Source organism: Mesorhizobium sp. M1273, assembly GCF_040318195.1.
Classification (GTDB): Bacteria; Pseudomonadota; Alphaproteobacteria; order Rhizobiales; family Rhizobiaceae; genus Mesorhizobium.
Map to the genome: position 1 here is coordinate 59,577 of NZ_JAMYLV010000026.1, position 22,944 is coordinate 82,520.

The window sequence follows — 22,944 nt, forward strand, 5'->3', positions numbered from 1 at the left end:
TCCTTTCGCTTGGGGCGCCACGTACCCATAATGATATTGTTCGAAATCTACCCGGGTTGCCAGACCTCCCGAAAACCTGGCGGAGTTGTGGCACAGCGCCACCCACTATCCCATGGCGTGGCGGATGGTCTTGGACAGGCGGCTCAAAAATGCCGGCCTCGACGACGCATCAAGCTTCCACGACAGCACCGCGGTCGCCATTTTCCGCGGCAACACCCCGACCGACAGGAACCAGGCGGCAAGGATTGCACGCCGCCGCAGGGATGCGGTCATTTCGAGGCTGGCGACGGCGCCGGCCGCCCCGAGCGCCAGCCGGGAATCGTCGGCCACGGGATGTCGGCCGCTGTCCGCGCAAAGCGACGCCAGCCGCTCTTCCAGGTGGACCGGATCGTGGCGGACAGCATCCGACGGCACGATGGTCAGGCCGATCCCGGAGGCCTGGTCAGACAGCGCCTGCATGCGGCGGAAATCGTGAGTTACCCGCCAGCGTGCCCGCTCGGCGAGCTTTTCACCGAAGACTGAATGGTTGGCGCCATGGATCCGGTAGGCGCCGAGGCATTCGTCGATCGATTGGACATGCCCGTACATCGGCGCCAGCGTTGCCAGATAGCCGTCGGCGCCCTGGCGGAACTCCGGCTCCGGTATCGGCATGATCGATTCGAGCGTTGCGCGGTCAAAGGCCAGCCCGCTGGTCACGGTCGTCTGATAGCGGCCCTTGTGCAGGAGTTTCGGCATGACGTCGCCGCTGTCGAAAGCCAGTTCGGGCGGCGGAAAGACATCCTTGATGCGTTGCCCTTCGTCGACGATATGCAGTCTGGACTGGACCTGGGCGGTTGCATCGTCCCAGGTTTCGACAATGGTGGAGACGGCGGTTGGATAGAGATAATCGTCGGCGTCGAGGAACAGGACGATCTTGCCCGAGCTCGCAGCGAAGCCGGTGTTGAATGCCGCCGCGTGTCCGCCATTTTGCGCTCGCGGGCATGCGAGGATCTCGTCGCGATAAGATTCCATGATTGTCGTGGAATTGTCCTGCGATGCATCGTCGACGACGATGACCTCGACATCCGCGTAGTCCTGCTCGAGAGCGCTGTCGATGCTGCGTTTGAGGAACCGCGCGTAGTTGTAATTCGGGATGATGATGGATACCGGAATCCTGTTTTGGACAGACTGCATCGCGTTTGACCTCGCATCTTGCTTTGGTTCGGCAAAGGCCCGCTCATGGGCCCGCCCCCCTCTTCAAGCGCCCCTCTTGGCGCGCAACGAGTTCCCTGGGAGAAAGCCCGCGCTTCCCACGAGGAGACGGGTCACGTTTCGCTTTGCGACTTCGTACTGAGGCCGCCATTGCCTTCGAGGCTGCTGCCATGGTCAGGGTCGGCGGCAGCAAAAGCTCCGACGGTTCGGCAAGGATGATGTTGCAAACCGAGCCCGACGGAAATGTCTCGCCTCGCGATCAGGTCGGGAGCGAAGCGGACGGTGCCATGAAGGCACGGCGGATACTGGCCTGCAAATGCGGCTGGAACAAGCCCCGCGTCGAAAATAGCGCCACTTCAGGTTGCGTTTCAGGCGGCATGCCGCGACCGCCGCCGCTGTTGCCCCGAAGCCGGCGAACCGCCTCCGGGGCCTTGTGGTCATGTGGCCTGGACGGTCAGGCGGCCTGCAAACCCGGCAGCGACAGGTCGACTTCCTCCGGCAAGTCGCCGGCCATGGCGGCGGCAAACTTCGTCTGGTCGAGTTCTCCCTCCCAGCGTGCCACCACCACTGTCGCCACCGCATTGCCGATGAAATTGGTCAGCGCCCGGCATTCCGACATGAAGCGGTCGACACCGAGGATCAGCGCCATGCCGGCGACCGGCACGGTGGGGACGACTGAAAGCGTTGCCGCCAGCGTGATGAAGCCGGCGCCGGTGATGCCGGCGGCACCCTTGGAGCTCAGCATGGCGACAGCGAGCAGCAGGATCTGGTCGCCGTAGGTGAGTGGCGTGTCGGTCGCCTGCGCGATGAACAGCGCTGCCAGCGTCATGTAGATGTTGGTGCCGTCGAGGTTGAAGGAATAGCCGGTCGGGATGACCAGACCGACCACCGAGCGGTTGCAGCCGGCGCGCTCCATCTTGGCCATGAGGCCCGGCAATGCCGCTTCCGAGGACGAGGTGCCGAGCACCAGCAGCAGCTCTTCCTTGATGTAGCGGATCAGCGCCAGGATCGAGAAGCCGTTGTAGCGGGCAACCGCGCCGAGCACCACCAGCACGAACAGCAGCGCGGTCAGGTAGAACGTGCCGATCAGCATGGCGAGGTTGGCGATCGAGCCGATGCCGTATTTGCCGATGGTGAAGGCCATGGCGCCAAACGCGCCGATCGGCGCGGCCTTCATCAGGATGGCGACGAGGCGGAAGATCGGCGTGGTCAGCGCCTGCAGGAAATCGACGACCGGACGGCCGCGATCGCCGACCAGCGCCAGGGCGACACCGAACAGCACCGAGAAGAACAGCACCTGCAGGATGTCGCCCTGCGCGAAGGCGCCGGTGATGGTGTCGGGGATGATGTTCATCAGGAAGCCGACGATGGTAGTGTCGTGCGCCTTCTCGGCATAGGCCGCCACCTTGGCGGTATCGAGCGTCGCTGGATTGATGTGCATGCCGGCGCCGGGCTGGACGACATTGGAGACGACCAGGCCGACGACCAGCGCCAGCGTCGAGAACACCAGGAAATAGATCATCGCCTTGCCGGCGACGCGGCCGACCTTCTGCAGGTCGGAAACGCCGGCGATACCGGTCGCCACGGTCAGGAAGATCACCGGCGCGATCACCATCTTCACCAGCTTGATGAAGGCGTCGCCGAACGGCTTCATCGCCTCGCCGGTTTCGGGATAGAAATGGCCGAGCAGCACGCCGGCGGCGATCGCCGCCAGCACCTGCACATAAAGATGCCGGTATAAGGGAAGTTTGCCGCGCGGCTCGGCGGCAGCGATTGCTGTCTGCATGACGTCCTCCATGGCGCCCCGATCGAAAGCTCGACTCCCCGGGGCAGTTGTTTTGAGACCAGCAGCCTCGCGACTGCTGAATTCGTGTTTGCAACAGTCGTGCCAGATACGCAGAAGAGTGCTTCAGCATTGATTTTATTGAGCATTCGCAAACGTCCGCACTGCCGGACGCATGGTCAAGTGCGACTCTCCGCATAGGTCGAATTGTGTTTTGTGCGAGTTCATGCACAAATGGGCGATGCTGCAACGCCCCGCCGGTGCCTTGTCTTCGACGCCCGAGCAACTCGCCAGGCGGGCGCGCCGAGCCTGGCTGCTGTTTGCGGCCGTCGCCCTGCTGATCGTCACGGCAGCGCTCTACGGCGCCGGCCTTTACGGCCGCACCGCCGAGGTCGGGACCCTGGCGGCGCAGGGGCATACCGACGCCAACCTGAAGGTCGCGCTGCTGCGCGCCGTGCTCGAAAGTCCGCGCGCCCTGCCGCTGCTTTTGTCCGCAGACCAGCAAGTGCGTGACGCGCTGTCGCAGAAAAATGCCGCGGCAATCGATGTGCTGAACCGCAAGCTCGAGGGGCTGGTCTCGGGCACCAAGGCGTCGGTGCTCTATGTCGTCGGCACCGATGGACTGGCGATCGCCTCCAGCAACTGGCGCGAGCCGATCAGCTTCGTCGGCAACGACTACCGTTTCCGCGATTATTTCTCCGGCGCGATGCAGGCCGGAACCGCCGAGTATTTTGCGCTCGGCAATGTCAGCAAGCGTCCCGGCCTCTACATTTCGCGCCGCGTCGGCGATGCAGCCGCACCGCTCGGCGTCGTCGTCGTCAAGATGGAGTTCGACCAGCTCGAAGCCGACTGGCGCGAGGCGAATCGCCCGGCTTATGTCAGCGACGAGAATGGCGTCGTGCTGATCACCAGCGTGCCGTCCTGGCGTTTCATGACAACCGCACCGCTGGCCGCACCTAAGCAAGCCGCGATCCGCGACAGCCAACAGTTCGGCGACGCGCCGCTTGTGCCGTTGCCGATCATGCACGCGCAGGCGCTCAGCCCGGATGTGTCGATCGTCCACGCGATGACGCCCGGCGCCAGCGACACGGAGTATCTCAGCCTTTCAACACCGATCCCTTCGACCCCCTGGCGGCTCGACTATCTGATCCCAGTCGAAGCGCCGATCGCCGCCGCGGTCCGCGAAATGCGGCTTCTTGCGCTCGGCGTCGTCGTCCCGCTGCTCGGCCTTGCCGCGTATCTGTTGTGGCGCCGGCAGTCGGCGCAGATGCGGATTGCCGCCGAACAGGCGGCCCGCACCGAACTCGAACGCCGCGTCGTCGAACGGACCGAGGATTTGAGCCGCGCCCGAGACCGGTTGCAGGCCGAGATAACAGGCCACCGCAGCACGGAAGCCAAGCTCCAAATCGTGCAGCAGGATCTGGTCCAGGCCAACCGCCTCGCCATCCTCGGCCAGGTCGCGGCCGGTGTCGCCCATGAAATCAACCAGCCGGTCGCCACCATACGCGCCTATGCCGACAATGCCCGCACCTTCCTCGACCGCAAGCAGACCGGGCCGGCCGAGGAAAACCTCGGCGCTATCGCAGCCCTTACCGAACGCATCGGCTCAATCACCGAGGAGTTGAAGGCATTTGCCCGCAAGGGCCGCACCGCCGCCGAGCCTGTCGAATTACGTGGTGTCATCGAAGGCGCCGTCATGCTGTTGAGAAGCCGCTTTGCCGGCCGGCTCGACGCATTGGCCATCGACCTGCCGCCGCCGAGCCTCAAGGTCATGGGCAATCGGGTGCGGCTCGAACAGGTGCTGATCAACCTCTTCCAGAACGCGCTCGAAGCACTCGACGGCCGCGACGACGCTCATGTGCAGGTGTCGGTCGACGAGACCGCGGACGGCGTGACGGTCGGCGTGTCCGATAACGGACCCGGCATTCCACCCGCGATCCTCAAATCGCTGTTCACGCCGTTCAACACCTCCAAGGAAAAAGGCCTTGGCCTTGGCCTCGTCATCTCGAAGGACATCGTCGCCGATTATGGCGGCCGCATCGAAGTTTCGAGCGACGACAGCGGCACCCGCTTCACCATTCATCTCCAGACAGCAGCGTAAGCCATCATGACGAACGACAATGCCGCGCCGGTGATCCTGATCGACGACGACCGCGATCTCCTCAAGGCCACCGTGCAGACGCTGGAGCTTGCCGGCTTCTCGGTCTCGGCCTTTGCGGTGGCGGCCGAGGCGCTGGCCGGGCTCGACGCCGGTTTTACCGGCGTCGTGGTGTCGGATATCCGCATGCCTCAGATCGACGGCTTGCAGCTTTTCAACCGCATCCTGCGGCTGGATACCGACATTCCCGTCATCCTCGTCACCGGACATGGCGACATCGCCATGGCCGTCAAGGCGATCAAGGACGGCGCCTACGACTTCATCACCAAGCCTTTCGCCGCCGACCGGCTGGTACAGAGCGTGCGCCGCGCAGCGGAAAAGCGCCGCCTGGTGATGGAGAACCGGGCCTTGCGCGAGGGGGCCGGAGAGGCGCAGGACGGCCTGCCGCTGATCGGCCAGACGCCGGCGATGGACAGGCTGCGCCGCACACTACGCCAGATCGCCGACACCGACGTCGATGTGCTGGTGACCGGCGAGACCGGCTCCGGCAAGGAGGTGGTGGCAAGCCTTCTGCATCGCTGGAGCCGCCGCGCCAAGGGCAATTTCGTCGCGCTGAATTGCGGCACGCTGCCGGAGACCGTCATCGAAAGCGAATTGTTCGGCCATGAGGCCGGCGCCTTCACCGGCGCTCAGAAGAAACGGATCGGCCGCATCGAGCACGCCAGCGGCGGCACGCTGTTCCTCGACGAGATCGAAAGCATGCCGGTCTCGACACAGGTGCAGATGCTGCGCGTGCTGGAAATGCGCGAGGTCACCCCGCTCGGCACCAACGAGGTGCGGCCGGTGGATCTGCGCGTCGTCGCCGCCGCCAAGGTCGATCTCGGTGATCCGCGCCAGCGCGGCGCTTTCCGCGAGGATCTCTATTATCGGCTCAACGTGGTGACGATCTCGATCCCGCCGCTGCGCGAACGCCGCGACGATGTCGCCCTGCTGTTCTTCTATTTCGCCGAGCGCGCCGCCGCCCGTTTCCACCGCCAGGTGCCGGCAGTGCCGGCTTCGGTGCATCGCCATCTGAGCGACCATGGCTGGCCGGGCAATGTGCGCGAACTGGCGCATTTCGCCGAGCGGTTCGTGCTTGGGTTGGAGGAAGGCGCCGAAGCACAACCCCCTGCCCCGACCCAATCGAACACCGCCATGAAGCTGCCGGAGCGGCTGGAGCGCTACGAGGCCGACATCATCCGCGAGACGCTTGGCCGCAACGAGGGCGACGTCAGGCGCACGATCGAGGCGCTGGGGATTCCGCGCAAGACTTTCTACGACAAGCTCCAGCGCCACGGCATCGTGCGCAGCGATTTTTCGAGGTAATCGTCGCCAGGGCTTGACCGGGCGGCCCGGTTACTTGGCGTCGTGGAAGATGATGCCGACGGTGTGGCGCATGCCGGAACGGAGCCGGCTGACGCCGTGCCTGAGATTGACCCGGTAATTGCCTCGTGTGCCCTGGACCGGTCGATTGTGGACCGCGAAGGCGACTGCATCGCCCCGGCGCAGCGGCACCACTTCGGCGCGGCTTTGCATGCGCGGACGCTGCTCGGTCAGCACGAACTCGCCACCGGTGAAATCCTTGCCGGGTTCGGACAACAGGATCGCCACCTGCAGCGGGAACGCCAGATCGCCGTAGAGATCCTGATGCAGGCAGTTGAAGTCGCCGGGAACGTATTGCAGCAGGAGCGGCGTCGGCCGCGTCTGGCCCTGCTCGTGGCATTGCCTGAGGAACGCGGCGTGTTCGTCGGGATAGCGCTGGGCGATACCTATGCGCTCGTTCCAGTCGTTGGCGACCGCGGCCAGGCGCGGATAGAGCGCGGTGCGCAAGCCGCCGATCAGATCGGGCAAGGGATAGCGGAAATAGCGGTACTCGCCCTTGCCGAAGCCATGCCGCGCCATGTGGACATGGCTGCGGAAATGGCTCTCGTCCGGATAAAGTCCGGCGATATGCCGGCACTCCTGCGGCGTCAGCAGCTTTTCCATCACCGCGCAACCATAGCCGCTCAGCTCATCGGCCAGCGTCCGCCAGTCATATCCGGCAACGCGCGCCTCAGCCGATTTGACCGCCGCTTTCGCGCCTATCGAATGGATTGTCATGGCTTTCGCCTCCTGTAGCTTCTCTGTCATTGAGATGGGTGAAACGGCGCGCGCGGACCACCCGTTTCTTGCCGGGTAACTCGTTAGCGATTGTCTCGGGGATTTCGTTGAATACAATGCAGCGGGGCTTGCCGCGATGGGGGGGCGAATTGAGCGGACGGGTTCGACAAAGGGACGGGGCAGTCCGGCAATTCCTCGTTTGCCTCGTCGCGATGCTGGTCTCGGCGCTCCCGGCCTTGCCCGCCAGCAGCGACTGCGTCAGCGACGACGAGGTCGAGGCAAGCACGCGGATCGCCGCCTGTACGCGCATGATCGAGGATGCGACAGAGCCCCTCGAAAACCGCGGTATTGCCTATTTCAAGCGCGGCAATGCCCTGACGGAACGAGGCGACTATGACCGCGCGATCGCCGACTACAGCGCGTTCATCGGCATCGCACCGACCGTCGCCAGCGGCTACTACAACCGGGGCATCAGCTGGGTCTTCAAGGGCGACTACGACAAGGGCATCGCCGATCTGGACAAGGCGATCAGCCTGGACCCGAAATATGGCGATGCCTACTACAACCGCGGCGTCGCCTGGACCTTCAAGGGCGAGAACGACCGGGCTTTGGCCGACTATGACAGGGCAATCAGCCTCAATCCGGGAGACGGCAGAAATTACCACAATCGCGGGCTGATCTGGTCACGCAAAGGCGACGACGACCGCGCGATAGCCGACTTCGACCGGGCCATCAGGCTCAACCCGAACGACGCCGGTTCCCTGAACGATCGAGCCGATGCGTTGACCAGCAAGGGCGATGAGGAGCGCGCGCTGGCCGACTATGACAAGGTGATCAGCCTCGATCCGAAAAACGCGCATGCCTACTACCGGCGCGGCAACGCACCGGCTGACGGCCGGCGATTTTGACGGCGCCATCGCCGACTACAGCCAAGTGATCAGCCTCGATCCGAACGATGAGAGCATCTGGTACAACAGAGGGGTGGCCTGGTCAGGCAAGAGCGACAATGACCGCGCCATCGCCGACTACGACAAGGCAATCAGCCTCGATCCGAAAGACCCCAACGCGTACTTCAATCGAGGTATCGCCTGGGCTAGCAAGCGAGACAATGATCGCGCCATCGCCGACTACGACCAGGTAATCAAGCTCGACCCGAAACAAGCCCTCGCATATAATAATCGTGGCTTGGCCTGGGTGGCAAAGGGGAACGATATTCGCGCCTTCGCGGACTACAGTCGCGCAATCGATATCGACCCAACACTTGCCATCGCCTACGACAACCGAGGCTTTCTCTGGAACAAGCGAGGTGAGTCCGATCGGGCCATCGCCGAATACGACCGGGCGATTGGTCTCGATCCGAAAAATCCAAGAATTTACCACAACCGCGGCATTGCCTGGATGGGAAAGGCAGACGACGGTCGAGCCATTGCTGACTTCGACCAGGCGATCCTGCTCGATCCGAATTATCCGTACAGCTACTCAAACAGGGGTGTTCTTTATTTCTATTCCGGCTCGCTGGCGAAGGCGCAGGCTGACTTTGAAAAGGCGGCCGCTAAAGGGCAACGCGATCAGGCACTATCGCTTTACAGGCATACCATCAGCCATTGTCCAAAGAATTTTATCGAATACCGTGCCGCCAACGCTGCATTACGCGAGTTGGGTGTTTCGCCGTAACTCTGCCCGACGGATGTTCGTTTGCTAAGAAGACTGATCCGAACACGATAGAGGTGCATTCTGCCCGACTGATCCAGGCCGGCCGGCGTCCATATGTCAGGAGCCTTCGCCAGCGCGATTCCGGTTTTCACTGGCCCGCGCTAGACTGGCAGCAACCGCAACCGGACTGCCCATAGCATGATTGTCCAGACCTGCATCAATGGCGCGCGCAGCGCCGATTTCCACCCCAACCTGCCGCTCGACGCGGAGGCCATGGCGCGCGATGGCGCCGCCTGCGTCGCCACCGGCGCGGCTGAGCTGCATGTCCATGTGCGCGGGCTGGACGGTCGCGAAAGCCTGGCTCCGGCGGCGATGGATCGGACGGTGCTGGCGCTCCGCCGCGCCTGCCCTGGAACGCTGATCGGCGTGTCGACCGGCGCCTGGATCGAGAATGACGACGAGCGGACGCTGGCCGCGATCGCCGCTTGGAGCGAGCTGCCCGACTATGCCTCGGTCAATCTCAGCGAAGACGCCGCGCCCGCTATCATGGAGCGTCTGCGCCAGCGCGGCATTGGCATCGAGGCGGGGCTTGCCTCCGTCGCCGACGCCGAACGCCTGGTGAGCCTCGACCATGGCAAACGCGTGCTGCGGATCCTGATCGAAATCTCCGAGCAGGAGCCGGACGCTGCGCTGGAGATCAGCGACGATATCGCCGCCGTGCTCGACGGCGCCGGAATGCGCCGGGCAATCCTGCTGCACGGCGCCGACGCCACGGTCTGGCCTTTCGTGCACCGGGCGGCGGAACGCCGTTGGTCGACGCGCGTCGGACTGGAAGACGGCAAGGAGCTCCCTGATGGAACAGTAGCATCTAGTAACGCTGCGCTGACAGCGGCAGCCGTCGCTATCTTCGAGTCCAGCCGTTAGCGCGGGAACGGCCAATCTCCTCTTCACTGGGGAGATGCCAAGTTCGGCAACGAGGCAGGCCAAAGTCGGCCGAGCGTAAGTGTGGCGGCACGCTATATCAATAAAACTTTATCTAAAACTTTGCGTATTAATTAAACCAACAATTAATCAGCCACATAAATGATCCCGTATGTTAATGTTCTCCTGCACCGGGGACCATTTTTTGATGAACATCATTCCAGAGAATGATCACGCTGCGCCGCGTCGGGTTCAACAATATACATCGATACAGGTCTTGCGCGGCCTAGCTGCTCTCATGGTTGTTGTCTATCATCTTCCGGCCGCACTGGGCATGCTCGATCTGTCTATTCCCATTCTAAACAGCGGCGTCGACCTGTTTTTCGTCATCAGCGGTTTTGTCATGGTTCTCTCGACGGAGAACAGACGTCGTGACCACCGTGCTTTTTTGATGCAGCGGTTCACACGCGTCGTACCGTTCTATTGGGTTATGACCTTCCTCATGGTCGCCGCACTTTGGTTGTTTGCCGGTCGTGCAGTGTCTCTTGAGCAGACCACCAATAGCCTGCTTTTCATACCCTATCTCGATACGGTCACAGGCTATGTCCAACCGGTGCTTGGCGTGGGTTGGACGCTCAATCTGGAAATCCTGTTTTACATTCTGTTCGCGGCGACGATGCGTTTCGGCACGCTGACGCAAATGGCCGCGGTCGGCGTTGTCTTTGCAATCGCCGTTGCTGCACGCATCATCTTCAAACCCGCCGCCGACACTGTGCTGTTTTTCTACACCACGCCAATCCTGTTTGAGTTCCTTGCCGGCATGGCGCTCGGCCACCTGGTCGGCAGACTGGCGCGTTTGCCTACCGTCCTGGGTGTCTCGGCGCTCGTGTTCGCCATCGTGTCCATGCTGGTGATGGTACTTGGCTTCAACTTGCCGCGAACCCTTGCTCAGGGAATCCCGGCCTTGATCCTTGTCGCCGGTTGCATCAGCCTGGAAAGCTACTTCCGGCTTTTTGCTCTTCGCCTGCTGGCAAGGTTGGGCGATGCCTCCTACTCTCTCTATCTGACGCATCCTATCGTGCTGCTTGCGACCGCTCCTGTCGTTGCAAGCGTCAGCGTATCACCATGGCTTGCTGGCATGGTTATTGTCACCGCCTGCATTGCCGTCTCCCTGGCCAGCTACAGTTTTGTTGAAAAGCCGATTTTGGCCATTTCGCGGATGAGCCTTTCCGCCCGTCACGTGAAGGCATGAGTTGCGGCTGCGCTCCGCGGAACCACGGTGTCCCGCCAATCTTAGACCGGCGGCGCTGAACCTTCAAAAGATCCGGAAACAAAAACCCGCCTCGGGAGGACGGGTCGTTGGAGCCAAATTGGCACCATACCCAAATTAGTAGCATAGCTGCCGGCACAAAGCAAGAACAAAATGTGGCGACATCGACGAAACTGCCGATAGGCGCAGCGGCACGGCGGATGACATGGCTCTTGCCGTTGTTAAAAATCTCTCATAAGGTATTTTCATATCAGAAAGAAAATACGATCATTTCTTTCCCTTTATGAAAGCCTGAGCGTTTGCGGGAACATCTCGATCAGACCGACCGGCGACTGGTCAAGCTGCTGTCGCAAGATGCGCAGCTTGGCGTCAACCGCCTCGCTGAGAAGATGGCGATCTCGGTGCCGACGGTGCGCATGCGGCTGCGCAACCTGCTCGACCGCAACCTGCTCAAGATCGTCGGGCTGCTCAACCTGACCGAACGCCCTGAGCTGATCTCGGCCATCGTCGGCATCAATGCGCAGGGACGCGGCCGCGCCCGGGAACTGGCGCAGCGCATCTCCGAACTGCCTTTCGTGAACTCGGCCGCCGTCGTCACCGGGCGCTTCGACATCATCGTCGACGTGACCGTGGCCGGTGATGTCGCCGATCTCTACCGCGTCACCAGCGAGCTGATCCCCGGCGCCGGCGAGCCGGGCGAAGTCGTGCGCAGCGAGACCTTCGTCGTCATGGCGTCCTGCAACAAATGGGTCAGCCTGCCGGAAGGCTGCTGGTCGGACGAGACGCGGAAGGAAATGGCATGAAGATCGCGGTTCTCGGCGGCCTCGGCCTGCAAGGCCGGGCGGCGATCGCCGATCTCGTTGCCAGCGACGGCGTCGAGCAAGTGGTCTGTGTCGACACGGCAACCGACGGCGCTGCGCGGCTTGGTGGCCTGACCGACCTTGCCAGGGTGCGTTTTGTCGTGCCGGAGGGCGCGATCGGTCCGGTGCTGGCCGATGTGATGAAGGACGTCGATGCGGTCATCGACCTGTTGCCGCAGCCGCTGATGCGCGACGCGGTGCAGGCGGCGATCGCGACGCGCACGCCGCTGGTCACCACCAATTACGGCAAGGCCATCGCCGATCTCGCTCCCGAGGCCGAAAAGGCCGGCGTGTCGATCGTGACCGAATGCGGGCTCGACCCCGGCATCGACCTGGTGCTCTACGCGCGCGCCGCCAGCCAGTTCGACACCATCACCGCGATCGATTCCTACTGCGGCGGCATTCCCGAGCCGAAGGCGGTGGTCGAGCCGCTGCGCTACAAGGTGAGCTGGAATTTCGACATGGTTCTGGTCAGCCAGAACCGCGACAGCGTGCTGGTCGAGGACGGCAAACGGGTCGATGTGCCGGCCGCCCGCCAGCACGACAATCGTTTCATCCACGAGATCGAGGTGGCGGGACTGGGCAGGCTCGAAGCCTTCCCCAATGGCGACGCGCCGCATTATGCCGGCATGCTCGCCGCCGCCAAGGGGCTGCAGCGCTCCGGCCGCTATTCGCTTCGCTGGCCCGGCTGGTCAGCGTTCTGGGCGCCGCTGAAGCAGCTCGGCTTCCTGTCCGAGGACAAGGTGCAAAGCACCGGTGCCAGCCCACGCGAATTCCTCGGCCGGCTGCTTGGCCCGCAACTGCAATATGGCGCCGACGAAAAGGACCTTTGCGTGATGCGCAACGTCTTTGTCGGCAGCGAAGGCGGCCGCCGCAAGACGGTGACCTCGGAGCTGGTCATCGAACGCGACCTCGCCTCGGGCCTGTTCGGCATGAGCCTCGGCGTCGGCTATCCCGCCAGCATTGTGGCGCAGATGCTGGCACGGCGCGAGATCGCCGCGCCCGGCCTGCTCAATCCGCTGCTGCATGTTCCCGATGGCCGCTTCCTCGATGAGCTGGCCAGGCGCGGCATCAAGGTTGCCGAAACGGTGAGCTGGGACTGAAGGATTTTCGAACGGTGGTCGCCGCCGGCAACGGCGCTGCCGCTCAAAAAGCACCTCGATGGGGTGAAACAACAAGTGGAACAACAAACGAAACAAGGAGGAATGCCCAAATGAAGATTGCCAAGCTTTTCATCGCCGGCCTTGCGCTCGCTGGCCTTACCGCTGCCGCCAGTGCGGGAACGCTCGACGAGATCACCAAGCGCGGAGAGTTGCGCGTCGCCGTGCAGACGCAAGGACCGCCCTTCTCGCTAGTGGGTGCTGCCGGCGAACGCACCGGCAGTTCGGTCGAACTCGCCGAACTGATGGCCAAGGAAATGGGCGTCAAGATCACCTTCCTCGACTTCGACTGGGACGGCCTGATCCCGGCGCTGCTGTCGGGCAAGGCCGATCTTCTGGTCGCCGATATGACGCCGACATTGGCGCGTGGCATGAAGGTCGCCTTCACCAAGCCTTACATGTACACGGGCAGCACAGTCTTCACCAAGGCTGGTACCGCCTTCAAGTCCACCGAGGACTGCAAGGCCAAGGGCACCAAGATTGCGGTGCTGCTCGGCGCCACCGGCGAGAAGGAAGCCAAGGCCGCCTTCCCCGATGCCGACATCAAGAGCTACAAGGGCGGCGGCCCGCTGCTGCTCGACGCCGTCAACAACGGCCAGGCCGATTGCGGCGTCAACGACGTCTCGGCGGTCAAGGGCCAGTCGACCGCTTACCCGGCCGGCAGCTTCATCATCATGCCGGACATGCTGTCGAAGGAGCCGCTGGCCTTCGCCACGCGCTATGACGAGCAGGACCTGCTGGTCTGGATGAACCTGTTCCTCGACCAGGTCAGCCTCGACGGCCGCCTGCAGAAGAACCTCGATTACTGGGTGAATTCCGACGCCTGGAAGAAGGATCACTAAGTAGAGTGAATGGTGAATGGTGAGCAGGGAGTAGGGGGTAGGGAGTAGAGAAGAGCTACTCGCTACTTGCTGCTCCTATTCCCAATTCCCTATTCACTATTCCCTATTCACTATTCACCATTCACCGTCCAAAATGCTCGAAAACTTCAGCTTCCGCACCATCGTCGAATATCTGCCCCTGTTCGGGCAGGGCCTCGTCACGACCGTGTGGCTGTCTGTCCTCTCCTTTGCCGGCGCGCTCGCCGTCGGCATCGTGCTCGCCGCCATGAACCTGCAGCGCGGCCGGCTGTTCCGCGTCCCGGCCAAGGCCTATATCGACGCGGTGCGCGCCACGCCGCTGCTGGCGCAGCTTTATTTCCTCTATTTCGGCCTGCCGCGGCTCGGCTTCGTCCTGCCCGAGTTCGTCGTCGGCATCTTGGCCCTGTCGCTGAACAGCGGCGCCTATGTCGCCGAGATCATCCGCGCCGGCATCCTGTCGATCCCGCGCGGCCAGGTGGAGGCCGGCGTCGCCTCGGGCATGACCTATGTCCAGCGCATGCGCCTCGTCATCCTGCCGCAGGCGTTCAAGGTGACGATCCCGCCGCTGCTCGGCCAGGCGATCGTGCTGGTCAAGGATTCCGCCCTGTTGTCGCTGATCTCGGTTGCCGAGCTGACGCGCGCCGGACAATTGCTCGCCTCCGACCGCTTCATGCCGGCGGAAGGTTTCATCACCATCGCCGCCTTCTACCTCCTGCTCTATTACGGGCTGAAGGGGCTGGCGGCGCTCTCCGGGCGCTGGCTCGGCCTGGCGGGGGCACGGACATGATCTGGCAGCAGCTGCAAAGCATCGCCGGCAGCTATCCCCTCGCCTTGCGCGGCCTCGGCATGACCGTGGTGCTGTCGCTGATCAGCCTGGTGCTGGGCACGCTGCTCGGCTTCGGCCTCGGCATCCTGCGCACCGGCGGCAACCGGCTGATCAGCGGCGCGATCGGCGCCTGGGTCGACCTGATCCGCGGCACGCCGTTCCTGGTGCAGATCTTCCTGATCTTCTTCATCCTGCCGGAACTCGGCATCGAGCTCGACGCCTTCACCGCCGGCATCATCGCGCTGACCAACCTGGCCGCCTGCTTCATCTGCGAGATCGTCGTCGCCGGCATCCGCTCGGTGCCGACCGGCCAGGTCGAGGCAGCGCTTGCGTCCGGCCTGTCGCGCTGGCAGCGCATGCGCCAGGTAGTGCTGCCGCAGGCGATGCGCATCGTGCTGCCGCCGCTGGTCGGGCAATATGTGCTGCTGATCAAGGATTCCTCGGTCGTCTCGGCCATCGGCCTCACCGACCTCACCCGCGTCGGCTGGCTGGTGGTGCAGCGTGTACCCAATGGGCTGCTGGTCTTCTTCCTGGTCGGGCTCGGTTACTTCATCGTCTGTTACCCCCTGATCATGCTGGCCCGCCGGCTGGAGCAACGCATGGGCGCGGCGCATGGCGAGGTGCAGTTGTGACATCGAACCTCAAGGGTCCGGCAATATGACCAAAACCGGCATGATCGAATTTCGCGGCGTCAACAAATGGTTCGGCACGCTCAACGTGCTGAAGGACATCAAGCTCAGCGTCGAGCCGCGGGAAGTGGTCGTCGTCTGCGGCCCGAGCGGCTCGGGCAAGAGCACCCTGATCCGCTGCATCAATGGGCTGGAGACGATCCGCGACGGCGACCTGACGGTCGACGGCCAGCGCCTCGGCGACCCCGCCACCAACATGACGCGGCTGCGCACCGAGATCGGCTTCGTCTTCCAGTCGTTCAACCTCTACCCGCACAAGACGGCGCTCGAGAACGTCACCCTGGCGCCGATCCATGTCCGCAAGATCCCGCGCGCTGAAGCCGAGAAGGCCGGGCGCGAATTGCTCGCCAAGGTCGGCCTCGCCGACAAGGTGAACGCCTATCCGGCGCAGCTGTCTGGTGGCCAGCAGCAGCGCGTGGCGATCGCGCGCTGCCTCGGCATGCGCCCCAAGATCATGCTGTTCGACGAGCCGACCTCGGCGCTCGACCCCGAGATGATCTCGGAAGTGCTCGACGTCATGGTCGCGGTGGCCGAGGAAGGCATGACCATGATGGTGGTGACGCACGAGATGGGCTTTGCCCGCAAGGTCGCCCAGCGCGTCGTGTTCATGGACGCCGGCGCCATCGTCGAGAGCGGCACGCCGGATGAGTTCTTCTCCAACCCGAAGACCGACCGCAGCCGCGCTTTTCTGAGCAAGATCCTGCGGCATTGACAGCAGCGACAATACGCACCGAACCTGCCGTCGCCTTTGCGCCGAGGTTGCGCTCGAGCCTACAATGGATCATCCGCAGCGGCGCACTATGGCGACACACCGAGCGCGCGCAGTGCATTGCCTGCTGCGACATATTCGATGAAGTCGTGGGGGCAGTCGCGTACCGCAAGCCGGTACCGCCGCAAGGCTTCATCGTCACGGCCGTCGAGCCGGTAAAAACTCCGCGACATAGAGATTGGCCTCGCATAGATTTTCGCGTTTCTTGGCCGGGACCGGGACGGGATCGTCGGCTGCGGCCAACGCTGCTTCGGGCGTCTGTTCGCCAAGAAACATGCGAAACCAGCGGCGCCGGCCAACTTCACGGCCGCGGCCAAGACACTTCGGGTCTCGCCGTCGGCGATCAGCAAGATGATCAGGCAACTGGAAGCGCGGCTTAGCGCGACCCTTCTGACGCGGACCACGAGGGCGACGAGCCTGACTGAAGCCGGCGAGAGGTTTTGAGCCAGGCAGGACCGGCGCTGGAGCTCATCCTTGCCGCAATGAGGGATGCGGGAAGCTTTGCCGAAAAGCCCGCCGGCCGGTTGCGGTTGAATGTCCCGCAGATGATCTATCCGAACTTCCTCAAAGTACCAGAAACTTAGGCAATGATACTTTCCAAATCCCTGCCCCGGAGCGCCGATCTGGTTCCTTTCGTGGCTCCTGCGGACGTGGCCGCGCTGTTCGCGACCAAATCTTGCGCCGGGTTAACGTCCGCTCTGGGCCTAAGATCTGCCGAAGCGTTCAGCCGACCAAGCGGCAGCAATGGGTGGCGAGCCGACGCTCCACGCGAACGCATGGAATGGCCGGCTTGCTGGGCTAGCCGGACGTTGAATGTGGATCAATTCGGGCTGAAAAGAAGCACAGTTCTGGCTCCATGACGCCGGCAGAGCCGATGGTGCCGCCAGCGCAATTCCTTTCTCTGCCCGTTTCGGACCGACGCTTCTCAGAACGCGAAATCCGCGGACTGAACGACATCGGCTGGGAGCCAGGTTTCATGAACTTGCAAGATCTCGGGCCCCCGGCTGTAGCCGCGATCGCGGATCACCATCGTCGTGACCCGGCCATTGTTCGGTTGATCAGAGTCCTTCGCGTCGCGTTGCCATTCGTGGTAGTTCACGACCGCCAGGTCGGCGCTTTGATGGCTGATCCGGATGTCGCGTATTTTGATACGGAAGGCCGGATTCGATCCGTAGATGCTCTTCATGTAACCTGCGAAATCATTTTTCCCGAACGCCCTGCCGCCCGGCATGATGGCGACCAGATCGTCGCTGATCCGGTCGAGCGCGTTCTTCTTGAACGTCGCATCGTCGCCAGGGCATCGGCCCGCCACCCAGTCGGTGAAGAATCCGTGGATGTCGTGGATCGTCGCCTCGATTTCCTTCGTTTGAAGGGACATTTTTTCCTCCTGTCTCAAGATGATGCTGGATCAGGCGCTTTACGCCGTGGCTTGCCCCGACCGGACGCTGCTTGAGGACAGCCCGTACCACGCGAGCCACAGGCACATGAGAAGCGAGGAAATCAGCCAGATCGGACCTCCGATGCCGATCCCAAGCTGCTCACCGAGTGTCCACCCGGTTGCCGAAAGGATACCGAACGCCGAGCCGACGATCGCGGCCCATCGGGGCAGTATCCCAACGTTGTCGCGGGCATCGTGATACGCGACAAGCGCTGTCGCCAGGGCTAGCGCCCAGAATCCGTTACCCATGCCGCCGGAAAACGCCCACCAGGTCATGAAGGCGTTGGTGTCACCCCGGTCGGCCGCGACCGCGACCACCGATGCCTCGGCGACTGCGGTGGAGAACGTGGTCAGAGCGCCGAGAGCCATCACCATCCAGGCGGAACTCAGCATCGGCGAATGCCGGACCCGGGGGTTGAGCGCCAGGTTCAGGAACGAAGCGCCGGCGATCAGGAACAGCGCCGCTGCCGCCGTCCAATGGACCGTAGCCCATCGCCCATGGCCCTCAGCGATATTCTGCATCTGAACAGACAAATCCGCGTCCGGTGGCCCGTGAAAGACGAGCGCAGCCGCCAGCAGCAGCGTTCCGGTGGCGAGCCAGACACCGCCCGGCCCGCTCATGCTGTTATCATTCGTTTGCATCGGGAAAACCTCCTGTGGCCTTTACCACGCCATGAAGTTTAGACCCGCGCCACGGTTGCCCGCTTCGGCGTAAGTACCCACGCAGCGAGAAATTTGGCTTGGGTAGGATTACCCAGATACGACCATGCCGATCAGGCCGTGCTCGACCGCATAGGCCGTGGCTGCCGCGCGCGTGCGCACGTTCAGCCGCGTCAGGATATCGCTAACGTGACGGTCTACCGTCCGCTGGCTCAGACCGAGCTCGCGGGCAATTTGAGGAGGTGGCGGCAGGTTACCGATGTGACAGAAGTTCGTTTCGGGCTCAATCGAGCCGTTCATCGCGTCCGCCGCCGAGGACCGGGGGAAGGGTGGATGCTGCCATTCGTCTCGTCGATGGGAACGAGTAGGTAGCGCCAATATCGCGACATTCATGGCGCTTCTCAAAAGCGGCCCTTCGCGCAACGGCTCGAATCGACCCATCTCTGCCGTTCGGATATCGGCCTCATCATCTCCAAGGCGGACATTCACCCATTATTCGACTAAAAATCTCGTTCCGATCAAAGCCGCCCTACTTCGTTGCAGCGGCTGCGGCTTCCCCCGGCGGCATAATCCGCATCATGAACGTCGACACCGCTTCCCCGGGTTTGAACGGGCCGGGAACCTGGTGGCTGACCGGCTTCACACTTTGGAGGAATGCCGCGATCGCCATGGCGTCATCCGCGGTGAGATGCGCGAAATCGCGCCAAGGCATGATCGGCGCCAGGATGCGGCCGTCCGGCCGTTCGCCGGTCTGGATCGCGGTGACGATCTGCTCCGGGGTCCAGCTTCCGATACCGGTCTCCCTGTCAGGCGTGATATTGCGGGCGACAAAGACACCAAGACCAGGAATCTCGAAGCCCACATCTGAACCGCCAAGGAAGCGCGACATGTCGGGCTTCCCGAAGAAGTAACCGGATGTGTGACAGTCGCTGCAGCCGGCAATCGTAACCAGATATTCGCCGCGCGCGATCTGTGTGTCATCGGCCATGGCCGCGTAAGATGGCAGGGCAACAATCGACGCTGTCAAGAATGCAAGATGAACCGGTGTCCGAAACATTGCTTCCTCCCTGTGATCTGTTCGTGTTTGTCCGTCGACCTCCCGCGCCGTCAACCGGTCGCAATTCCCCGATTTTAACCACGTCGAGGACGCTGAATTCTAGCATGGCCAGCACGTAGTAACCATCAGCGATCAATTGGATGGTCGGCACTTGTCGCGCCCCGTTGAGCGCAGCTGTGACGGAGCTTGCTCAGCCGACGCACACGCCTTCTTTTGGCGCGATCGAGCCACGCACGTTGATGGATCGACTTCGTCGCCTGAAATGCCTTGATGGTCGGACCGGGTCGAACTCGGTCGTTCAGAGTGATTGGGTTTGATCCTGAAACGTCAGCCGGAGGCGACCGGCGTCTTCAGCCGCCACACCGCATCATGCGCCGCCTCGGCCGGCCGCGCGCGCCTGTGAGCCTGAGCAGTCCCACCTGTCAGCCGCATCAGTGCACCCACCGCGAACCACGCGGAACCGTCAAATCCCCATAGCGCCGGAACCACGCCCTCCATCCCGCGGGTTCTTTCCCTGGAGGCTTTCGGACGCCAGCCCTCGCGCCAAGCCAACACCTGTTGGCCGGCATCGGTAACCCTAAACAATAGCCGACATTTGCCGCACGCCTTCAGCTTTGACATCGGCGCTATCTTCAATTGCTGCCGGGGTGGCGGTGTAACCTTCAACGTGAGTCATCATGGCCTCCCTGATGTTGATAGGACGCCGCTGGCCTCTTGGGGTGCTCACGCGCTGAAGCTCGCGCTGCGAGCTTTCGACACGCTGTTCTCGGCTCGCGCGAGCCCCAACCCGAACCACAACGTCCACAGGGCCATTACAAAAGACGACGCAACCCAGACGAGGCTGCCCAGCCCGATGCCGAACCACATGCCCAGCGGCCATCCGACGAAGGCACCAAGCCCGGCCACGACTCCGACCAGTGACGCCCAGGTCGGCGTTACCTGTTGCCGGCTCAGCGTCTCATTGCCGGCGATCACGGCAACCGCCAGGCAGAGGAACATGAAGCCGTTGGCCTTGCCCTCGGCGAAGGCCCACCAGACCGCGAATCGCGCCATGTCGTTGGCGGCGACGGCATCGGCGACGGTGGTGGCCTCGGCCACGGCGGTTGTCATCGTCCAGAGCGCGCCGACGGCCACCACCGCCCAGGCGGATAGGGTCCACCAGCGTTCGGTCAGTCGAGAGCCGGCGGTCAGCACGATCAGGCTCGCGACGACGAACAGCGAAAGTGCTGCCGCGGCGGCCCAATGCACGACCACCCACAGGGTGACGCCACTGGCGATGGCCTGCATTTGCTGGGCGAGGTCGGGATTAATCGGCCCGTGACCGATCAGGACGAAACCCAAGAGTACAGAAGCGATCGCAAGCCAGGCGCCCGCGACCCGCATTCCGGTATCGGCATGCGACATCGCTACTTCCCTTCATTGTGGCCGGATGTTCGCAGCGCGATCACTGCGTCCGTCTCGCGATCTGTGGGCGAGCTGCGCCGTGGCGCCGCGCATCCATGGCCGATCGATTTCGAGTGCAAGCTAGCGCGGAAGGGAGGGCGGCGCTTCGGGCGAACCACCCAATGGGCGCCGATGACGGCATGGGTGATTCGACCCATGCCAGACCTGCTCAAACCAGGCGGTGCTCGTAGGCCCAGGCGGTGGCGGCAGCGCGCGTGGGGACGTCAAGCTTGTTGAAAATATTGCTGACGTGCCTGTCCACTGTCTTCCCGCTCAAATCCAGTTCGTTGGCGATTTGCTTGTTGGTTTTGCCGGCAGCGACCAGGCGGAGAACTTGCAGTTCACGGGCAGAGAGGCCGCGGGCTCCGTCTGATCGCATGCCAAGCAGGATATCGACACGAGAAAGGTCCGGCATGGCACCGAGCTGCCGAAACACTGTCCGGGCTGCCTGCAACTCCAGTTCCGCACCATCGTTGTCACCGAGGGCGCGGCAAGCCTGGCCTATCATGACGCCTACGCGCGCTGCTTCGTATGGCGCTTCGACTTGCTGCCACCCCTCGAGTGCCTGGCGCAGCCAAGTCAATGCAGCCTGCGCTTCGCCTTCTGCCAGTTCCACCGCTCCCCGCGCGTGAGCGGCAAGGGCGCGCAGCGGTTCGGTTCCGTAGCTTTCTCCAATGTCCGCCAGTTCGTGGCAGGCACGCCGTGCTTCCTCGATGTCATCAGCCGCCAGCATGATCTCGACGTGAGCAGGCAGCAGCCGAATGCGCTTCAGTTGGTCGGTCGTCGCGCCCATGACGCGCCGGATTGCGGCCGCAGCCGCATCGATGTGCCTTTCGGCCAACCGCAACAGGGCAAGGCCCGGCTGCGGTTCGAAGCCATGTTGGCTTGCACTCCGATATGCCTGCTCGGCCACGTCAAAGTCTCCGCGAAGGCGGTATACTTCCGCCAGCTGGTACCATGCTCCAGCCGTATCTCTCCGATTGTTCGACTGCGTCAAACGCTCCACGGCCTGCTGCGCTTCGTCGATCGCGTGCTGCCATGCGCCGCTGAGCCGCTTGATCTCGGCGCGATGCATCAGGCAGGTGCCGCTGAAACTGATCAGCTGGGGCTGTTCGGCGCACCATCGCCCCAGGGCGGAGGTCCATTCGCGTGCGCGGCCCAGAGCATGGACTTGCTGACACGCTTCGATCACGCTGCAGTAGATCAAGCCGGTAAGCAGCGGCGACAATTCGCCGGCCGTGACCGAAACCATCGCCTCGTCCAGGAGCGCGAAACCTTCCGCGGTTCGCCGCTGGCGCAACAGAACACGGCCCTGCAAGTGCCGTGCACAGGCCACCAGATCCACGTCCGCAAAGCGCTCGCCAATCTCGACTGCGCCGCTCGCCGCAGCGTAGGCCGCTTCAAGGTTGCCCGAAGCAAGCTGCTGTTCGACATGGGGCAGCATCAGGTAACCCTGTTCGGCACAATCATGTGGCTCGCGTTCGAGCAGCCGATGCGCCCGTCCAAACCAGCCGGCCGCCTGAGCCATCTCCCCACGAAAGACAAGGCGCAGGCCAAGCCAGAAGGCGCAGCGGGCGGCCCGATGGCACTCGCCCGCGTCCAGATATGCATGATGGGTTCGCTCCAGGGCCCGCAGGTACTCCTCGTCGCGCCCGGTCAAATAGGCCGACATCGCCAGCCGTTCGAGATCGTCCACTGCGAGCGGAGCCGCTTCGCCGGCACGCGAGAAGAACCGATAGGCGTCGTCCCACGCCCTTTCCTCGTAAGCCTCACGACCGAGCACGAGCTGGTCCGCCTCCTGCAAGGAGCCGCTGTTGAATTGCTGTCGGTCTGACCTGCCCATCCGCATTGGTTCCTAGCCATCAATGGCTGCTTTGGAGCCAAGGTGCAGTATAGCATGCTCGAACGCGAATGACCGGAATGCACTTAAAGCGCTCTGAATGGGGAACGTCCCGGACGACTGAAACGGGTCGATAGTGTTGAAGAAGTCGGCGATGAAGCCGTGGATCCACTCGCACCGAAGTGTCTTGATTAAGGTCGACGCGACCTCCTCGCCTTAAGTGGCTCGGACGTTTGTTCCGAGGGTGCAAATCTTGGCCAATTTCCTGAGGTTCTGGGCGATGGCTG

24 protein-coding genes are annotated in these 22,944 nt (G+C 63.0%); 13 read left to right on the forward strand and 11 right to left on the reverse strand.

The annotated features are described in order from the left end of the window. Nucleotides 1-105: 105 nt before the first annotated feature. Nucleotides 106-1,173 carry a glycosyltransferase family 2 protein gene (locus NKH30_RS23740; RefSeq protein ID WP_352997316.1) on the reverse strand — a complete coding sequence of 356 codons (1,068 nt, stop codon included), beginning with the start codon at nucleotides 1,171-1,173 and terminating at the stop codon, nucleotides 106-108. Between the two features lie 472 nt (nucleotides 1,174-1,645). Then, on the reverse strand, nucleotides 1,646-2,977 hold the full coding sequence (locus NKH30_RS23745; protein ID WP_031211944.1) for a dicarboxylate/amino acid:cation symporter: 1,332 nt from the start codon (nucleotides 2,975-2,977) through the stop codon (nucleotides 1,646-1,648). A 238-nt stretch (nucleotides 2,978-3,215) separates the two neighbouring features. On the opposite strand from NKH30_RS23745, the gene NKH30_RS23750 reads away from it, so the two are divergent. After that, nucleotides 3,216-5,075, forward strand: a complete 1,860-nt coding sequence (locus NKH30_RS23750; RefSeq protein ID WP_352997318.1) for a sensor histidine kinase — start codon at nucleotides 3,216-3,218, stop codon at nucleotides 5,073-5,075. A gap of 6 nt (nucleotides 5,076-5,081) precedes the next feature. Next, a complete protein-coding gene (locus NKH30_RS23755; RefSeq protein WP_352541224.1) occupies nucleotides 5,082-6,437 on the forward strand; it encodes a sigma-54-dependent transcriptional regulator in 1,356 nt (451 codons plus the stop codon). Between the two features lie 30 nt (nucleotides 6,438-6,467). Here NKH30_RS23755 and NKH30_RS23760 read toward each other — a convergent pair whose 3' ends face one another. Beyond that, nucleotides 6,468-7,211 (reverse strand): 2OG-Fe(II) oxygenase, encoded by a 744-nt coding sequence (locus tag NKH30_RS23760; protein ID WP_352541225.1) that lies wholly within the window; start codon nucleotides 7,209-7,211, stop codon nucleotides 6,468-6,470. Nucleotides 7,212-7,360: 149 nt separating this feature from the next. Between NKH30_RS23760 and NKH30_RS23765 the strand changes: the two genes are divergently transcribed. The 10 genes from NKH30_RS23765 to NKH30_RS23810 all read left to right on the forward strand — a co-directional run bounded on the left by NKH30_RS23765 (nucleotide 7,361) and on the right by NKH30_RS23810 (nucleotide 16,162). Next, nucleotides 7,361-8,119, forward strand: coding sequence for a tetratricopeptide repeat protein (locus NKH30_RS23765; protein WP_352541226.1), 759 nt, complete (start codon nucleotides 7,361-7,363; stop codon nucleotides 8,117-8,119). Then, nucleotides 8,070-8,885 carry a tetratricopeptide repeat protein gene (locus NKH30_RS23770; RefSeq protein WP_352541227.1) on the forward strand — a complete coding sequence of 272 codons (816 nt, stop codon included), beginning with the start codon at nucleotides 8,070-8,072 and terminating at the stop codon, nucleotides 8,883-8,885. Before NKH30_RS23765 ends, NKH30_RS23770 begins: the two co-directional genes overlap by 50 nt. A 177-nt stretch (nucleotides 8,886-9,062) precedes the next feature. Continuing rightward, on the forward strand, nucleotides 9,063-9,788 hold the full coding sequence (locus tag NKH30_RS23775; protein WP_352541228.1) for a 3-keto-5-aminohexanoate cleavage protein: 726 nt from the start codon (nucleotides 9,063-9,065) through the stop codon (nucleotides 9,786-9,788). A 205-nt stretch (nucleotides 9,789-9,993) separates the two neighbouring features. Beyond that, nucleotides 9,994-11,037, forward strand: coding sequence for an acyltransferase family protein (locus NKH30_RS23780; protein ID WP_352822186.1), 1,044 nt, complete (start codon nucleotides 9,994-9,996; stop codon nucleotides 11,035-11,037). A 317-nt stretch (nucleotides 11,038-11,354) separates the two neighbouring features. Continuing rightward, nucleotides 11,355-11,858 carry an Lrp/AsnC family transcriptional regulator gene (locus NKH30_RS23785; protein WP_023677254.1) on the forward strand — a complete coding sequence of 168 codons (504 nt, stop codon included), beginning with the start codon at nucleotides 11,355-11,357 and terminating at the stop codon, nucleotides 11,856-11,858. Further along, on the forward strand, nucleotides 11,855-13,018 hold the full coding sequence (locus NKH30_RS23790) for a saccharopine dehydrogenase family protein (RefSeq protein WP_352541230.1): 1,164 nt from the start codon (nucleotides 11,855-11,857) through the stop codon (nucleotides 13,016-13,018). The genes NKH30_RS23785 and NKH30_RS23790 overlap by 4 nt, the downstream gene beginning before the upstream one ends. 110 nt (nucleotides 13,019-13,128) lie before the next feature. Beyond that, on the forward strand, nucleotides 13,129-13,917 hold the full coding sequence (locus NKH30_RS23795; protein WP_352541231.1) for an ABC transporter substrate-binding protein: 789 nt from the start codon (nucleotides 13,129-13,131) through the stop codon (nucleotides 13,915-13,917). 133 nt (nucleotides 13,918-14,050) lie between these two features. Beyond that, entirely contained in the window at nucleotides 14,051-14,722 is a 672-nt protein-coding gene (locus NKH30_RS23800) for an amino acid ABC transporter permease (RefSeq protein WP_352451492.1), read from the forward strand. Continuing rightward, a complete protein-coding gene (locus NKH30_RS23805; protein ID WP_023677250.1) occupies nucleotides 14,719-15,393 on the forward strand; it encodes an amino acid ABC transporter permease in 675 nt (224 codons plus the stop codon). Before NKH30_RS23800 ends, NKH30_RS23805 begins: the two co-directional genes overlap by 4 nt. Nucleotides 15,394-15,418: 25 nt before the next feature. After that, entirely contained in the window at nucleotides 15,419-16,162 is a 744-nt protein-coding gene (locus NKH30_RS23810; RefSeq protein WP_352473770.1) for an amino acid ABC transporter ATP-binding protein, read from the forward strand. A gap of 86 nt (nucleotides 16,163-16,248) precedes the next feature. Here NKH30_RS23810 and NKH30_RS23815 read toward each other — a convergent pair whose 3' ends face one another. Then, nucleotides 16,249-16,392 carry a hypothetical protein gene (locus tag NKH30_RS23815; RefSeq protein ID WP_352541232.1) on the reverse strand — a complete coding sequence of 48 codons (144 nt, stop codon included), beginning with the start codon at nucleotides 16,390-16,392 and terminating at the stop codon, nucleotides 16,249-16,251. Between the two features lie 178 nt (nucleotides 16,393-16,570). On the opposite strand from NKH30_RS23815, the gene NKH30_RS23820 reads away from it, so the two are divergent. Further along, the gene (locus NKH30_RS23820) at nucleotides 16,571-16,663 is read left to right on the forward strand and encodes a LysR family transcriptional regulator (RefSeq protein WP_352473773.1); all 93 of its coding nucleotides are present in this window, start codon (nucleotides 16,571-16,573) and stop codon (nucleotides 16,661-16,663) included. A gap of 481 nt (nucleotides 16,664-17,144) precedes the next feature. On the opposite strand, the gene NKH30_RS23825 is transcribed toward NKH30_RS23820, so the two are convergent. The 7 genes from NKH30_RS23825 to NKH30_RS23855 all read right to left on the reverse strand — a co-directional run bounded on the left by NKH30_RS23825 (nucleotide 17,145) and on the right by NKH30_RS23855 (nucleotide 22,660). Further along, nucleotides 17,145-17,597: a nuclear transport factor 2 family protein gene (locus NKH30_RS23825; protein WP_352541233.1), complete on the reverse strand. Its 453-nt coding sequence runs from the start codon at nucleotides 17,595-17,597 to the stop codon at nucleotides 17,145-17,147. Nucleotides 17,598-17,636: 39 nt separating this feature from the next. After that, nucleotides 17,637-18,299, reverse strand: a complete 663-nt coding sequence (locus tag NKH30_RS23830; protein WP_352541234.1) for a hypothetical protein — start codon at nucleotides 18,297-18,299, stop codon at nucleotides 17,637-17,639. Between the two features lie 108 nt (nucleotides 18,300-18,407). Continuing rightward, nucleotides 18,408-18,617 (reverse strand): LuxR C-terminal-related transcriptional regulator, encoded by a 210-nt coding sequence (locus tag NKH30_RS23835; RefSeq protein WP_352541235.1) that lies wholly within the window; start codon nucleotides 18,615-18,617, stop codon nucleotides 18,408-18,410. Nucleotides 18,618-18,846: 229 nt separating this feature from the next. After that, nucleotides 18,847-19,374 carry a c-type cytochrome gene (locus NKH30_RS23840; protein WP_502893757.1) on the reverse strand — a complete coding sequence of 176 codons (528 nt, stop codon included), beginning with the start codon at nucleotides 19,372-19,374 and terminating at the stop codon, nucleotides 18,847-18,849. A 327-nt stretch (nucleotides 19,375-19,701) separates the two neighbouring features. Beyond that, the gene (locus NKH30_RS23845) at nucleotides 19,702-19,872 is read right to left on the reverse strand and encodes a hypothetical protein (protein ID WP_352541236.1); all 171 of its coding nucleotides are present in this window, start codon (nucleotides 19,870-19,872) and stop codon (nucleotides 19,702-19,704) included. A gap of 225 nt (nucleotides 19,873-20,097) precedes the next feature. After that, nucleotides 20,098-20,778 carry a hypothetical protein gene (locus NKH30_RS23850; RefSeq protein WP_352501301.1) on the reverse strand — a complete coding sequence of 227 codons (681 nt, stop codon included), beginning with the start codon at nucleotides 20,776-20,778 and terminating at the stop codon, nucleotides 20,098-20,100. Nucleotides 20,779-20,986: 208 nt separating this feature from the next. Then, a complete protein-coding gene (locus NKH30_RS23855; protein ID WP_352541237.1) occupies nucleotides 20,987-22,660 on the reverse strand; it encodes a LuxR C-terminal-related transcriptional regulator in 1,674 nt (557 codons plus the stop codon). Nucleotides 22,661-22,944 lie beyond the last annotated feature (284 nt).

Bases quoted from the DNA above. Each gene is read 5' to 3' on its own strand.
- NKH30_RS23740 (WP_352997316.1), bottom strand. From the start codon at position 1,173: ATGCAGTCTGTCCAAAACAGGATTCCGGTATCCATCATCATCCCGAAT.
- NKH30_RS23745 (WP_031211944.1), bottom strand. From the start codon at position 2,977: ATGCAGACAGCAATCGCTGCCGCCGAGCCGCGCGGCAAACTTCCCTTA.
- NKH30_RS23750 (WP_352997318.1), top strand. From the start codon at position 3,216: ATGCTGCAACGCCCCGCCGGTGCCTTGTCTTCGACGCCCGAGCAACTC.
- NKH30_RS23755 (WP_352541224.1), top strand. From the start codon at position 5,082: ATGACGAACGACAATGCCGCGCCGGTGATCCTGATCGACGACGACCGC.
- NKH30_RS23760 (WP_352541225.1), bottom strand. From the start codon at position 7,211: ATGACAATCCATTCGATAGGCGCGAAAGCGGCGGTCAAATCGGCTGAG.
- NKH30_RS23770 (WP_352541227.1), top strand. From the start codon at position 8,070: ATGCCTACTACCGGCGCGGCAACGCACCGGCTGACGGCCGGCGATTTT.
- NKH30_RS23775 (WP_352541228.1), top strand. From the start codon at position 9,063: ATGATTGTCCAGACCTGCATCAATGGCGCGCGCAGCGCCGATTTCCAC.
- NKH30_RS23780 (WP_352822186.1), top strand. From the start codon at position 9,994: ATGAACATCATTCCAGAGAATGATCACGCTGCGCCGCGTCGGGTTCAA.
- NKH30_RS23790 (WP_352541230.1), top strand. From the start codon at position 11,855: ATGAAGATCGCGGTTCTCGGCGGCCTCGGCCTGCAAGGCCGGGCGGCG.
- NKH30_RS23795 (WP_352541231.1), top strand. From the start codon at position 13,129: ATGAAGATTGCCAAGCTTTTCATCGCCGGCCTTGCGCTCGCTGGCCTT.
- NKH30_RS23800 (WP_352451492.1), top strand. From the start codon at position 14,051: ATGCTCGAAAACTTCAGCTTCCGCACCATCGTCGAATATCTGCCCCTG.
- NKH30_RS23805 (WP_023677250.1), top strand. From the start codon at position 14,719: ATGATCTGGCAGCAGCTGCAAAGCATCGCCGGCAGCTATCCCCTCGCC.
- NKH30_RS23810 (WP_352473770.1), top strand. From the start codon at position 15,419: ATGACCAAAACCGGCATGATCGAATTTCGCGGCGTCAACAAATGGTTC.
- NKH30_RS23815 (WP_352541232.1), bottom strand. From the start codon at position 16,392: ATGTCGCGGAGTTTTTACCGGCTCGACGGCCGTGACGATGAAGCCTTG.
- NKH30_RS23820 (WP_352473773.1), top strand. From the start codon at position 16,571: ATGATCAGGCAACTGGAAGCGCGGCTTAGCGCGACCCTTCTGACGCGG.
- NKH30_RS23825 (WP_352541233.1), bottom strand. From the start codon at position 17,597: ATGTCCCTTCAAACGAAGGAAATCGAGGCGACGATCCACGACATCCAC.
- NKH30_RS23830 (WP_352541234.1), bottom strand. From the start codon at position 18,299: ATGCAAACGAATGATAACAGCATGAGCGGGCCGGGCGGTGTCTGGCTC.
- NKH30_RS23835 (WP_352541235.1), bottom strand. From the start codon at position 18,617: ATGAACGGCTCGATTGAGCCCGAAACGAACTTCTGTCACATCGGTAAC.
- NKH30_RS23840 (WP_502893757.1), bottom strand. From the start codon at position 19,374: ATGTTTCGGACACCGGTTCATCTTGCATTCTTGACAGCGTCGATTGTT.
- NKH30_RS23845 (WP_352541236.1), bottom strand. From the start codon at position 19,872: ATGGAGGGCGTGGTTCCGGCGCTATGGGGATTTGACGGTTCCGCGTGG.
- NKH30_RS23850 (WP_352501301.1), bottom strand. From the start codon at position 20,778: ATGTCGCATGCCGATACCGGAATGCGGGTCGCGGGCGCCTGGCTTGCG.
- NKH30_RS23855 (WP_352541237.1), bottom strand. From the start codon at position 22,660: ATGGGCAGGTCAGACCGACAGCAATTCAACAGCGGCTCCTTGCAGGAG.